The organism is Calothrix sp. NIES-2100 (assembly GCF_963875285.1).
In the GTDB taxonomy this organism is placed as follows: Bacteria; Cyanobacteriota; Cyanobacteriia; order Cyanobacteriales; family Nostocaceae; genus Aulosira.
The window spans coordinates 5262453-5276043 of the sequence record NZ_CAWNLA010000001.1 but is presented as its reverse complement, the minus strand read 5'-3'; the positions used below and the strand labels follow the sequence as shown (position 1 = coordinate 5276043).

The 13591-nt window shown below is 39.4% G+C and carries 11 protein-coding genes; 5 read left to right on the top strand and 6 right to left on the bottom strand.

The genetic code is table 11. From position 1 onward, the window contains the following. Nucleotides 1–38 precede the first annotated feature (38 nt). The 3 genes from AACU32_RS21665 to fraC form a co-directional block, all read right to left on the bottom strand. On the bottom strand, nt 39–818 hold the full coding sequence (locus AACU32_RS21665; protein ID WP_096603148.1) for an ABC transporter permease subunit: 780 nt from the start codon (nt 816–818) through the stop codon (nt 39–41). Between the two features lie 253 nt (nt 819–1071). Beyond that, nucleotides 1072–2112 carry a septal junction protein FraD gene (fraD, locus tag AACU32_RS21660; protein WP_096603146.1) on the bottom strand — a complete coding sequence of 347 codons (1041 nt, stop codon included), beginning with the start codon at nt 2110–2112 and terminating at the stop codon, nt 1072–1074. 69 nt (nt 2113–2181) lie between these two features. After that, a complete protein-coding gene (gene fraC, locus AACU32_RS21655; RefSeq protein WP_339378702.1) occupies nt 2182–2724 on the bottom strand; it encodes a filament integrity protein FraC in 543 nt (180 codons plus the stop codon). A 213-nt stretch (nt 2725–2937) separates the two neighbouring features. Between fraC and AACU32_RS21650 the strand changes: the two genes are divergently transcribed. From AACU32_RS21650 to AACU32_RS21640, 3 genes are all read left to right on the top strand, one after another. Next, nucleotides 2938–4074 carry a cob(I)yrinic acid a,c-diamide adenosyltransferase gene (locus AACU32_RS21650; protein ID WP_096603143.1) on the top strand — a complete coding sequence of 379 codons (1137 nt, stop codon included), beginning with the start codon at nt 2938–2940 and terminating at the stop codon, nt 4072–4074. A gap of 308 nt (nt 4075–4382) precedes the next feature. Continuing rightward, the gene (locus tag AACU32_RS21645; RefSeq protein WP_096603142.1) at nt 4383–4979 is read left to right on the top strand and encodes a hypothetical protein; all 597 of its coding nucleotides are present in this window, start codon (nt 4383–4385) and stop codon (nt 4977–4979) included. A 625-nt stretch (nt 4980–5604) separates the two neighbouring features. After that, on the top strand, nt 5605–5952 hold the full coding sequence (locus AACU32_RS21640) for a KGG domain-containing protein (protein ID WP_096603140.1): 348 nt from the start codon (nt 5605–5607) through the stop codon (nt 5950–5952). A 243-nt stretch (nt 5953–6195) separates the two neighbouring features. Here the strand turns inward: AACU32_RS21640 and AACU32_RS21635 are convergent, their stop codons facing one another. Further along, complete coding sequence (locus AACU32_RS21635) at nt 6196–7344, bottom strand: alanine--glyoxylate aminotransferase family protein (RefSeq protein WP_096603139.1); 1149 nt, start codon at nt 7342–7344, stop codon at nt 6196–6198. Between the two features lie 183 nt (nt 7345–7527). On the opposite strand from AACU32_RS21635, the gene AACU32_RS21630 reads away from it, so the two are divergent. Next, entirely contained in the window at nt 7528–7923 is a 396-nt protein-coding gene (locus AACU32_RS21630) for a DUF1499 domain-containing protein (RefSeq protein WP_096603137.1), read from the top strand. Between the two features lie 633 nt (nt 7924–8556). Beyond that, complete coding sequence (locus AACU32_RS21625; protein WP_096603136.1) at nt 8557–9852, top strand: response regulator; 1296 nt, start codon at nt 8557–8559, stop codon at nt 9850–9852. 40 nt (nt 9853–9892) lie between these two features. Here the strand turns inward: AACU32_RS21625 and AACU32_RS21620 are convergent, their stop codons facing one another. Both AACU32_RS21620 and AACU32_RS21615 read right to left on the bottom strand, forming a co-directional pair. Beyond that, nucleotides 9893–10672 carry a class II glutamine amidotransferase gene (locus AACU32_RS21620; protein WP_096603134.1) on the bottom strand — a complete coding sequence of 260 codons (780 nt, stop codon included), beginning with the start codon at nt 10670–10672 and terminating at the stop codon, nt 9893–9895. Nucleotides 10673–10816: 144 nt separating this feature from the next. Continuing rightward, nucleotides 10817–12937 carry a putative bifunctional diguanylate cyclase/phosphodiesterase gene (locus AACU32_RS21615; protein WP_339378154.1) on the bottom strand — a complete coding sequence of 707 codons (2121 nt, stop codon included), beginning with the start codon at nt 12935–12937 and terminating at the stop codon, nt 10817–10819. Nucleotides 12938–13591 lie beyond the last annotated feature (654 nt).

The window sequence follows — 13591 nt, the reverse complement described above, 5'->3', positions numbered from 1 at the left end:
CGTAGTCAGGACTTCAATCCTGACTACGAAACCTGTGATTAAAACTCCCGGCGTGAGAATATCAAGATAGCGATCGCTAGCAGCATGGAACTGTAAAGCAAGCCATAGCCAGCGTTAGCCATCATTGCTGTTGGGCTAGGTAGGGCTTGCAGACCATAAACAGCATGATTTTTCAAATCTAATCTCGATAAATCGGGCAATATTAAATACAAAGCTTGAGTCAGGTGTTCAATACCTGGGTTACGGCTAAGACGACCAAATTTTAATAAATCTTGAGAGATATTGCCCATTAAATAGACAGCAAAGGTTAAAATTACCGCCAACAAGGAACTGGTAAATGAACCAAAACTAATAGCCAAAGCATTGATTAAGGATATCTGTAGGAATAAAAAAACGATGGCAATCAAAATACTAGCTGTCCCATGAGGAACGTGTGCTACTTGTAAAAATCCTAAATAAATCACCGTCATAATGGTGATGAGTACAGCTAGCACAGCCGATAAACCGAAGTATTTACCCGTGATAAACTCACTGCGACTGATGGGTTTGGCAATCAATACCAAAATAGTGCGTTTTTCAATTTCTTTGTTAACTAGTCCAGTGCCAATAAACACCGCCACTATTAAGGCGATGACACTCATTAAGACTATACCAAAGTCTAAGAATATTTTGTTTTCGCTACTGGCTGCTATTTCCGGAAGTATGCGTATAGCAGCGGCAAGTATCAGCGTATAAAAACCGATAATATATAAAATGCGATCGCGGATCACTTCCTGAAATACATTACTTGCCATCACCAAAATTCTGCTGAAATTCATCATAAATAGGGGCTAGGGGCTAGGGGCTAGGGGCTAGAGGCTAGGGATGAGGGGGATGAGGGAGATGAGGGAGATGAGGGGGATGAGGGAAACAAGGGAGACAAGGGAGACAAGGACAAATGACCAATGACAAATGACCATTGCGCAAAAAACATCTACGCCCAAATTTTAAATAAAGAATTAAATTTTGTCTCTACCGAAATTCTCGGTGAGAGACAAGCAGCAGGTTAGATTCATGGGAAGCAAAGCATCTTCAGCGTTGCGCGGGAGGTAAACCAATAATGGGTTTACTAACAGGACTACACTCAATTTCCGCAGTCAGGGAAGTTTGATCTGGCTTTTGAGCAGTTGATTTGTTTGGAGATTGTGCAATTGGGCGAATCTGACAAGACTTTTTCAAATAATACCCTCGTGGGTCGGAACTCGGGCCAGTCCAGATACTTAGTATATCTAGGTTATACTCGTCTTTCTTCCTAGGATTAGGATTGGTAATTCGCGGTTCAATCCGCCATAAATTCTTCTCGTCTTTTTCCCGAAGACGTTTGTCTTGCAATATTTTCTGGCTCAGGTTTGCGAGATTAGCATTGGCATTTTGTAGCCATCTTTCTACTTGCGCCCAAGACTGTTTATCTATTGCTTGTTCTAATTTTGGTTGCAGTTCTTTCAATATTACAGCACCGTTTGGCGAAACCTTAACTGGTGGCTCTGTTCTAATAACAAAGGTACTACGTTGGAAATTATCTGACAGCAAACTAGGATATTCTGCTATCCAATTATTTACCACAAAGTAAAACTGAATCCAGCAACTCAGAAGCATAGAGCTGGCAACTAATACTACAATTTTTTGGCGATCTTCAGGTTTAGGAAGTTGAGTTTTGTAATCAGTACCACTTCCTTCAAAGAACTCTGGTATGGCGGTAATTAATGCCGAAAATGTCGGCCAAAAAACGATTGTACCCGATGTAATTCCATTCGCCTGTTGTCCAAAGGCAAAAACACTAACTAAAAATCCAGTTATTACTGCCCCTACTGGCATATAAGTCCCAGGAATTCTTGCTGGATCATCAGTAGTATACCAAGCTGTACCCGCGATTAAAAATAACCACCCAAAAAAGGCAATTGTATCTTTAATCGGACCAGTGGCAAAGGATGATATTGCCCAAGAAAAAAGGCTTAAATAGATTAACGTCTGCCAGGAATAAGCTCTATCTGGGACAAAGAACTTTTTAATTCCTGCATAAATATCGGAAACAAAGCCTGTTAAGCCCAATAAGTCTTTAAATAATGTATTCATTCTTGCTTGCACCTCTATATCATTTAGCGATCGCTATGCCATTTTTTAGGCAAATTATTGAAAATACTGTTATTTCCTTCGGAACAATAACACAAGAGTTATGGCACTATAGCTCAAAGAATTAGCAATTAACATAGTAGACACCAACCGATTACTGATTAATTTATTTCGGTTCAGATTTCGCCATTTATAACGGTCAGTAGTTGGTGGGTCATCTTCTGATTTTTTACCTATATTTTCATTTAATACGAGGGAAAATATTCTCAGAAGAAATAGTTTCACGATGAATGTGCCAAAGAAAATAATAAAAGCCATCAAAATGACTACTGTTTGCGTATTAGAAAATTTCAAACTATTGAAAAAGACAAAATTAATTAATTCTGACTTCAACTGTATTGGCAATACTGGCTCGATTAGGAAAAATACTACCCAACCAATTATGCTGGAAAAGAGGTTAATAGAAATGGCATAAAAAATGCTAGTCTTTTTGTCAAAATTTAATCTACTATTGAAACAATATGCTTCAATAGAGATAGCCATAAGTATAAATAACAAATCAAATAAAACTGCACCTACGGGCAAAACCTGGGGAAGTGTCCAATTTTCAAACAGATCAAACATAAAGGTTCAACTGTACGGGTTAACTTTAGAGAGTATAACTGGCATAGCCACGGTGATGGGGGAAATTATCTCATTGTTCTGGCTGTTTAGCGTATTGGTGTGCCACTATTCTGCTACTTGTGTTATTCACCTATAACAGGGGAATCCCCCACCCTCTACAGTGGGGAGGATGTCAAAAACTGCTAAAATACGGATTTTCTAGAGATGACAAGGAACGGTATCGGTATTCGCACGGCGCAAGTGCGTCCTGAACGGCTCACTGGTCAAATTCACGTTTACGATGGTGCGGGGAAAGGAAAATCCCAAGCGGCTTTAGGAGTGGTTTTGCGCTCGATTGGCCTGGGAATTAATGCACCGAGCAATTCAAATCGTGTCTTATTATTACGATTTTTAAAGGGGCCAGAACGGGATTATGATGAGGATGGGGCAATTGCTGCCTTGCAGCGAGGTTTTCCTCATTTAATTGACCAGGTGCGGACTGGGAGAGCTGAATTTTTTGGACCCGACGAAATCACGGCTTTTGACTGTGTAGAAGCAGCTAGGGGTTGGGATGTAGCAAAAGGTGCGATCGCCTCTGGTTTGTATTCAGTTGTGGTTTTAGATGAAATTAACCCAGTTCTAGATTTAGGTTTGCTCCCAATTGATGAGGTGGTGCGGACACTCAAATCTAAACCCCAAGACTTAGAAATTATTGCTACCGGACGTGCTGCACCGCAAAAGCTGCTGGATATTGCTGATTTGCACTCAGAAATGAAACCGCAACACCACCCAACAGCAAAAGCTCTGTTGATTGATGGTATTGAAATTTACACGGGTGCAGGAAAAGGTAAGTCTACTAGTGCTCTAGGTAAAGCCTTGCAAGCCATAGGTAGAGGTATAAATCATCCCGGTTCTACCCGCGTGTTGATTATGCAATGGCTCAAAGGTGGTAGTGGCTACACCGAAGATGCAGCGATCGCAGCCTTGCAACAATCATATCCGGAAGTAGTAGATCATCTACGTTGTGGTCGAGATGCGATCGTTTGGCGCAATTCCCGGCAAGAATTAGACTACGTAGAAGCTGAAAGGGGTTGGGAAATTGCCAAAACAGCGATCGCCTCTGGATTGTATAAAACTATCATCCTTGATGAACTCAATCCTACCGTTGACCTAGAATTACTCCCTGTAGAACCGATTGTTCAAGCCTTACTGCGCAAACCCCGTGATACGGAAATAATTATCACCGGGCGCTGCCAAAATCAACCTTCATACTTCGATTTAGCTAGCATTCACTCCGAAGTTTATTGTCATAAGCACTATGCCAATCAAGGTGTAGAACTCAAACGAGGGGTAGATTTTTAAATTAGTCAGTTGTCAGTTGTCAGGGAACTCCAAAAAATAAATTATCCCAAATTGTAGGGGCGGGGTGACCCCGCCCCTACGAGGTTGCGGGCTTGGTAAGTTAATGATTGGGATGTTTTTTTATTTGCAAGTCCCTTAGTTGTCAACGGTCAACCCTCAACAGTTCTCTCTTCTCCCTATTTTCAACTAGTCTACTTGTAGCAATTTTATTGTATTGTTTAAATACAAATTAATAAGTAATTTTTCTAAAGCCGTTTAACCATTTTTTCATTTATTTTTAATTATCCACTTAGAAAAATGGTTAAAACATGCTGAGTCGTAATTTAGTTACCTTACCAGTTGTTCTAGCTGTTTTGGGCAGTACACTTCCTGCTAGTGCTATACCCTCAGAAATTTTTACGGCTCAATTGCCAGAAATTCAGCAAAATATACCATCTGGCTATGGAATGCGCTTACCCGAACACATTAGCTTAAGCAATGGTAGCGATCGCGTTTTACTCAGTCAATTAACTGTGCGCGTTTTTCCCAGCCCTCGCGGTTTAACTATCGGCTTGTTTAGTTGTGAAGCTGCTGCTACACCTTGTTTAGTAGGCACTTTTAGCGCCGATAGCCCGAATGCGGTTAGTACACTGTACGAGTTTTCTAAACACAAAGCTACAGGTAATGCAATTTCATTAACCAAAAATATTCAAGGTTATTTTTTGGATGGAAATACGCAAAGCCCAAAACTACCTTTTTCTTCCCTAATGTGGAAGCAAGATGGAGTAATTCATACAGTCTCGTTTTCAGCTAAAGAAAGACAAAACATTCTCTTCATGGGTTATTCAATGGCGAATCAGCCCGCGATTCGACGCACCACTGCAAAACTCCAACGACCCAATTCCATCTTCTCATTGGTGAAGTAAATTCTCATAGTGCTGGTAGCCAGGGGTAAAAATAGTTTAGGCTGAGTGTATTCACCTATTTGTGAAAAGGTGCAAAATGCCAGAACAAGAGAAGAATACTTTAAAAATTGATCCAGGCACACTCGTTCTGATTGTCTCTGTCCTCATCCTTTTGCCTCTATTAGTAGCTGGGTTTCTCTCCCAATAAGCAATGGATAATCTGAGATTGCAACAGCCTTACTCATTACTAAATTTTGCCGGAAATTGTCTGTAGAGCGATCGCGCTGTGCAATCTGTCTCCTTGAGCTTAAGAATGATGCAATTGGAGAAATTTTCCCTATCAATAAAATAAGCAAGCTCTGCAAAATCATCATTTGCTTGCTAACACAAAATCACCAAATCACCATCTATAAATTTTCGGCTTCAGTTCTCACAAAGTCCTAGACAAAATATTGGCTTAGTGCTTCTACTTATTAGCATACATCTGTAGTTATGCCTCAGACTTAAATGATTCACCCTAAGGAGACATGAATCTTACTGAGTTAGGTAGCTAACTTAAAAAAAGAGGATTGGACATAAGAAGCCAATTAAGGTTTCAAGTTGCTAAAAACTTTTACAGCTTTAGTTAGCTACAAGGAGTTCTAAAATGTCAGACACAAGTAAGCGTGGCTTTGCTTCTATGGATGAAGCTAAGCAGCGCGAAATCGCCAGTAAAGGCGGACATGCTGCTCATGAGAAAGGTACTGCTCACGAGTTTACATCTGAAGAAGCTCGCGAAGCTGGCCGCAAAGGCGGAGAAGCTGTAAGCCAAGATAGAGAGCATATGGCTGAAATTGGTAGCAAAGGTGGCAAGAGTTCTCACAAAGGTAGCAAGAGCAACCAAAATAATGAGAGCAATGATGACGATAATGAAGAGAATGAAGGAAAGGGGACTCGTGGTGGTACACGAGAGCAACATTCTCAGGCAGGCAAACAAAGCCACAAGAATAAATAGGCTGATTGCGTAATTTAACTTAACAACCTATTTATAAACTACAGCTTGAGTTAAAAATTTACTGAGTTTTGTAACTCTTGTCTGAAAGCCGTTTGACCGTACTTTCTCATAGGAAAGTACCAGTTAAACGGCTAAACTATTTACCTTCGGAGTAACGCTGCGTGTTTAGTGATTTCTAGTTGAGGCTGTCAATAGTCAATAGGAGACAAGGGAGACAAATGACAAATGACCAATGACCAATGACTAGTTAGGTAAAACCTGCCGCAGTGCTTCTAAAAGTTGGTCAACACTTTCTTGACGGCTATTGAAGCCCATAAGTCCTACACGCCATACTTGACCAGCTAGTTCGCCAAGACCACCGCCAATTTCAATGTTATGTTCATTGAGTAACTGTCGGGCAATTGCCTTACCATCTAAGCCTTCGGGAATCCGGACAGTAGTGAGTGTTGGTAAGCGGAACTCTCGCTCAACATGCAAACTCAGTCCTAAATCTTCCAAGCCATCCCAAAGATACTCTACGTTTTTTTGATGACGTTGCCAGCAGTTTGCTAATCCTTCTTCTGCAACTAAGCGCAGTGCTTCCCGCAAGGCATAGTACAGATTAATCGGAGCGGTATGATGATAGATACGTTCGCTACCCCAATATTTACCTAGCAAGTTCATATCCAAATACCAGTTAGCCACCTTGGTGCGGCGCTGTTGCAATTTTTCCATTGCACGGGGACTCATGGTAAAGGGAGAAGCACCTGGAGGACAACCCAATCCTTTTTGGCTACAGCTATAGGCCAGGTCAACTCCCCAATTATCTAAAAATATCGGCACACCACCTAGACTGGTGACTGTATCCACTAGTAGCAGCGTCCCAAATTCACGACATAAATCGGCGACTCCCTCTAAGGGTTGACGTGCGCCAGTGGAAGTTTCCGCATGAACTAAAGCCAGGATTGCCGGACGATGTGTGGAGAGTGCAGTACGCAGTTCTTCTAGTGTAAAAACTTTGCCCCAGGGTTTAGTAATAGTTCGGACATCTGCGCCATATCGTCCCGCCATATCAACGAGGCGATTACCAAAGTATCCAGCCACACCCACTAATACCACATCACCAGGTTCGGTAACGTTGGCGATCGTTGCTTCCATTGCGGCGGTTCCCGTACCGCTGACTGCAATTGTCAGGGGGTTTTCTGTCTGCCATACATAGCGTAGTAATGACTGAATTTCATCCATGAGTGCCAGAAAAGCTGGGTCGAGATGCCCAACTGGAGAAGTATTCATCGCTTGCAGCACCGCCGGATGGGCATTGGATGGCCCTGGCCCCAGCAGTAACCGGGATGGTACTTCTAACGGTGCAATGTGTAACTTTTGACTATCGTTGATTGCGACTGTAGATGTCATAATTTGTTTTCAAAAATATAGTACTTATCCGCATCATAAAGCGATCGCATCACCATTGTTTTAGTCCGCCTGCGGATTATTTCTGGTTGTGTGTCTGGGCTGATTTCTCACTCAGCTTGCTTGTGACCAACTATTTCTCCTAGAGTGAAATATAACTTCAGCACAATACTCGCAGATAAAATTATGGTTTTTGCAGGCAAACGACCAAATAATTTAGGGGTAAACAACGGTAAATTAGTACCTTGTCCCAATAGCCCTAACTGTGTTTCCAGTCAAAGTACGGATGCTGTCCATCAAATTGCTCCGTTGACTTTCACATCCACCCCAGAAGAAGCTATCTCTAATCTTAAAAGTATTATTGAGTCTTTACCCAGAACTCAAATAATTAGCGAAAGTCCCGATTACTTATATGCAGAGTTTAAGAGTGCAATACTTGGTTTTGTCGATGATGTTGAGTTCTATTTAGACCGAAATGCAAATGTCATCCAGGTGCGCTCTGCTTCCCGCTTGGGTCAGAGCGATTTAGGTGTCAATCGTCAACGCATAGAAACTATTCGCGCTCGACTTAACCAAGTCTAGTCAGCAATTTGGGAGTGTAGATCTGGGAGGCTCCGCCTCCTGATAAGCATTTCCAGCCACTGGCTGGAAACGAGATGAAAATGCCCTCACCCTAGAAGGGTATGGAGTCTTAATTGGGATGCTCCCTGACACTGGGCTTGAACCTCATAATTTCCTCATTTTATCTAGATATTATTAACTTCACGCCTGAAAACAATTTATGTAAGGTGGGTACTGTTTAGCGAACAAGTAAAAAGGGAAAAGGCATTAATGCAAAAAAATATTTAATTTTTTATTGTGAGTTTTTACTTTTGAAACTACCGTTATTGAAAATGTTGCTTTACTTAATTTTCATAATTACCTCGTTTCTTTTACATCCTGATGAATCTAAAAATTTTATTAAGCTTAAATAATCACTGCTCAAAAAGCTAATGCAAAATATTGTATTTCAAGCATTTAAGGTAATTTGTATACAGCGTAATGTCTATAAAAATAGACAACTCAAACACGTATACGCATACATTTAAAACATGAGTATTTTTACTGTTGTAGCTTCATCCGGATAAAAATTATCATTTTTATATGATGAGTCTTTAATGAGCAAGTAGTTAGATTTTCCTGTGAACTTGGCTAGATTTCGGAAGGTAATAAAGTATGACTAACCAAAAATCAATAGAATTGAGTAAATTGCTGAATGGTTTGAATAAATGTACTCAACTACAATATAGCGGCAGATTAACTTTTAAAAATTCACAAGGAAAAGAATGGTCTTTGTATTATCGTCTAGGACAAATAGTTTGGGCAACAGGAGGAAGTCATCCTTATAGACGTTTATGTAGATGTATAGCTCAAAATTGTCCCCAAGTTGATATGAATATTATCCAGGTAAATGCAGATAATTTATCAATAGAACCCTGGGATTATTTCTTACTGGAAAATTTATATAAATGCCAAAAAATTAAACAAGAACAACTTAACGCTATTGTTGAAAATACAATCACAGAGGTTTTATTTGATTTAGCTCAACAAGTAAATACTTATTCATGGAGTTGCAATCGCAATCATAAAGTCATATTAGAGGCACCAATGATTGCTACAAGCGCACAGATGTCATTAAAGCAAATGCAAGAGTCTTGGTACAATTGGGTGCAAGCCGGGTTAGAGATTGTCTCTCCTAACTTAGCACCTGTATTGCGTAAACCACAAGAACTCCAACAGCAGGTAAGCTCATTTGTTTACAACAACTTTGTGAATTTATTTAACGGCAAATATACACTTTGGGACTTAGCAGTAAAAATGAAGCAGGGTGTGTTGCCAGTTACTCGTTCTTTGCTTCCCTATATTAATAAAGGAATTACGGAACTTGTAGAAATAGCTGACTTACCTTTACCAGGTACTAAAGTTAAAACCGAAGTTGCTAAACCAAAAAATGAAATTGCGGCATTAAAGTTTCAAAAATTTTATCATCTCAGTGTCTCTACTCCGCTTGAGACAAATCATCCAGCAAATGTGCAAATCTTAAAAAACAAAACATCAAAAGCTCCACTGATAGCTTGTGTCGATGATAGTCCACAGGCCTGCAAAATTTTGGAGGAAATTATTACCGCCAATGGGCTAAGATTTATGGGAATTCAAGAGCCAGTGCAAGCTCTACCAACTCTGATTCAAAACAAACCAGATTTAATTTTTTTAGACTTAATTATGCCCGTCATGAATGGGTATGAAATCTGCGCTCAGCTTCGTCGCAGTTCCTTTTTGAGCAAAACACCAGTGGTTATTTTAACAGGAAGCGATCGCCTACTCGATCCAGTCCGGTCTAGAGTCTTTGGAGCGACGGAATTTATGACTAAACCAGTAGTACCTGCTCAAGTGATAGCGATGATTGATAGGTATGTCAAAGCTACACTACAAGCTGACAACTCATCTAATTTAGCAATTTGTTCTTCGTAAGTTTTTAGTCATGACTTGAGTCCTTACTCAAAGAGTTTTTTTATTGAACTTCTAATAATATAGGCCAGCCATCCTGGAAAACTAAAAGTTCTCCCGGTTGGATTGTCGTCCAGATTTCATTATCAGTCAGGGGAGTAGTAGCGATGACAGCGACGCGATCGCGCACTGAAGTCAACTCCCGAAAATCAACAGTCATATCTTGATCAATTAAGTGCGCAGCTGCAAAGGGCGCTTGACGCACAATGTAGCTGAGTTTAGTTGAACAGTGGGCAAAAAAGTGTTCTCCATCTGATAGCAAGTAATTAAATACACCAAATGATGCGAGTTGCTCAGTCACTTGACGTAGTACCGGATATAGTTTCTCAAGCGGCGGTTTTTTTGAGGGAAAGCTTTGTCTGAGAGTTTCTAAGATAATACAGAATGCTTTTTCACTGTCGGTGTCACCCACAGCTTGATAAAAGCCCATGTTTTCTGGATTAAAATCGGGTAAATTTCCGTTATGAGCAAACACCCAATACCTCCCCCAAAGTTCCCTTTGGAAAGGATGACAGTTTTGTAAAGCCACTTCGCCTTGGGTGGCTTTACGAATATGGGCAATTACATGGGTAGAGTGGATGGGATAGCGCCGCACCAAATCCGCTACCGGAGAAGTAACAGAGGGTTTGTCATCGATAAAAATCCGACATCCCTTTTCTTCAAAAAACGCTATACCCCAACCATCGCAGTGATCGTCAGTTTTTCCTCCCCTCGCAGAAAAACCTTCAAAAGAAAAGCAGATATCTGTTGGGGTATTACAATTCATTCCCAGCAGTTGACACATCTTCAAAACCTGAGTATCTTATCTGGGATTACAATACTTCAGATCGCTGCCAAAGTTCTGGTGCGATCGCTTCAATCTTAAGATTTCATCGAAATTCCCTATTTTTGGGGTCATTTTATACTTCATCCTTTATCCTTCACTTGACTAAGCAACTAAAAAAGATGTACTAATTCGGCGGGATTTAGTCTTTCGCAGTAGTGCTGTAATATCTTGTGCTGATAAGGGGTGACTAAATAGGTAACCTTGCATTAGCTCACAATCGAGAATTTGTAACAAATTGCGTTGTTCTTCAGTTTCTACTCCTTCGGCAACAACTGCAAGCTTCAGTCCATGTGCTAAGCCAATTATGGCAGTTGTAATCGCTGCATCATGATGATCATGGGATAAATCGCGGATAAAGGATTTGTCAATTTTTATACAATTAATTGGAAAATTTTTGAGATAACTTAAAGAACAATATCCTGTACCAAAATCGTCTATGGATATTGAGACACCTAAATCGTATAATTCACTCAAAATTTTTTGATTGAATTCAATATTTTGCATAGCAATACTTTCAGTTATTTCCAACTCTAAACTCTGGGGTTTTAATTGAGTTTCTGATAATATCTGCGAGACGATCTTTACCAAGTCATGTTGTTGAAATTGTCGTGCAGAAAGGTTAACTGCTACTGAGAGTGAGGATAAACCTAGAGTATCTTGCCAGTATTTAGTTTGAGCGCAGGCTGTTTTTAAAACCCACTCGCCAATGGGTAAAATTAATCCTGTTTCTTCTGCAATCGGGATAAATTTATCAGGTGAAATCAGACCTAATTCTACGTGATGCCAACGCAGTAAAGCTTCTATTTTTGTAATTTTACCTGTAGTAACATTAACTTGTGGTTGGTAGTAAATTTCAAATTCTTGCCGCTCTAAAGCAGAGTATAAGCTATTTTCTAAGTTTAACAATTCAGAAGAGCCAGAATTAATAGCTGAGTGATAAAATTGATAATGGTTGCGTCCTTGGGATTTGACAGTATCTAGTGCAGCATCAGCATGTTTAATTAGGGTTTCTGGATCTTGCCCATGCTTGGGATAAATGGCAATGCCGATACTAGGACTGATATGCAAATGGTAATTTTCTATCTCAAATACTGGTTTGAAAGCGGCTAGGATGCGGTCTTGGATCTGGGCAACTTCTTTAGTATCTTTGATATCTGGTAAAATTAGAGTGAATTCATCGCCTCCCCAACGCGCCAGGGTATCAGTATCTCGCAGAGATTCTTTTAGACGTTGAGCAACACTCTGCAATAATTTATCTCCAATCCCATGACTTAGTGTATCGTTGATAGTTTTGAAGCGATCTAAGTCTAAAAAACATACAGCTAGTTTACTACCAGTTTTTTGCGCCTGTGCTAATGCTTGGTCAAGTCGCTCATTGAATAGTACTCGATTTGGTAGATTAGTTAACAGGTCATGCAAAGCTTGATGACGGATTTTGGCTTCGGCTAACTTGTGCGCTGTGATATCGCGAAAACTCCACACTCTACCCACAATTTCACCAGCTATGCATTGCGGTTGGGAATAGCGCTCGAATACCCTCCCATCCTTAAAGGCGATCGCATCATAAATCTGTGTATCTGGGTTCAGATGTAATTCTCTAATAGTAGCAAGATACTGTCTCGGAGCTTCTAGCTGTTTCATCGCCAATAAAAGCGCTTTTGTGTAATTTCCTGAAGTTATTAGCGACTCAGGAATGCGCCACATCTGGAGAAACTTTTGATTAAAACCTGCAATGATACCTTGGCTATCTACTACTAAAATCCCATCAGCGGTGGATTCTAAAGTTGCACATTGCAAAGACAAGGATTTTTCTAGTTCTGTTTGTATCTTTTTGCGTTCAGCAATTTCTTTTTCTAATTCCGCAGTTCTTTCTTTGACTATATTTTCTAAATGGGAAGCGCAATTTTGAGCAACTTCGCCTAAAGAATTATTCAGTTTGAGACATTCATACTTGTTGAATACTTCTATTAGGCTCTGCTTACTCAACAATTTCTTATTTTTTTGGCTACTTGTTTTTGGTTCTTTTTGAGTTAGCCAAGTAATTTTTTTGAGTTCATAGTTTGAGAGATTTTTAATTTTCGGTAATAGTAAATTTGCTTGATATACGGCTAATATTTTACCTAATAAGTAGGTAAACAAACCAAGCATAACTACAATCGTGGTAGTCTCTTTTATGATGCGCAGTCTTTGTTTAATTTTTCGGAATATTCTCGTGATTTGCATAATCAATCACCTGTTTTAATATGTCGCCAATCCACATTTTCCCTATATAGATATTACAAATAAAATATAATTTTTACAATTATTATGTTTCAGCTTGTGTTTTCAGCAATTGGATTGATGCCTAAGTCATGTTTTAAATTTACTCTCATGATTGTGAGTTTGCGAATAATAAAATATTATATTATTCCTGGCTAATTTCAGTTTTGTAAAAGAAATTAACTTATATATAAAATCTCACTTAGATTAAATAAACCTTTTATATTAAATCTCTAAGGTTTTAATATTATTAACTTAATATTAGATAAAATTTGCAAATCTTAATATAATTTTTACTTAAATTGATAAACATAATTTATATACATTTTGCTCAAATGTAATAATAATTTTATATTTACAATTAAAAGCCTTGATTAATACGCGGTTTGTGGTTGGTTCAAAAATCAAATATGAGTCCTACACCATGTAATTCGTAATTCGTAATTACCTTTCACACAAGGCTGTTCTGTAGATTCTCAAACAATATTATCTGTGCCAATTTGTTATCATTTCTAGACATTTATAGTGCAAGATTTGTATTATCTCCTGAAGTACCCTACAAATTTGGTATTGTTGTTGATGCGATCGCACCCACAATCAGGGTATGACAATTTCTCC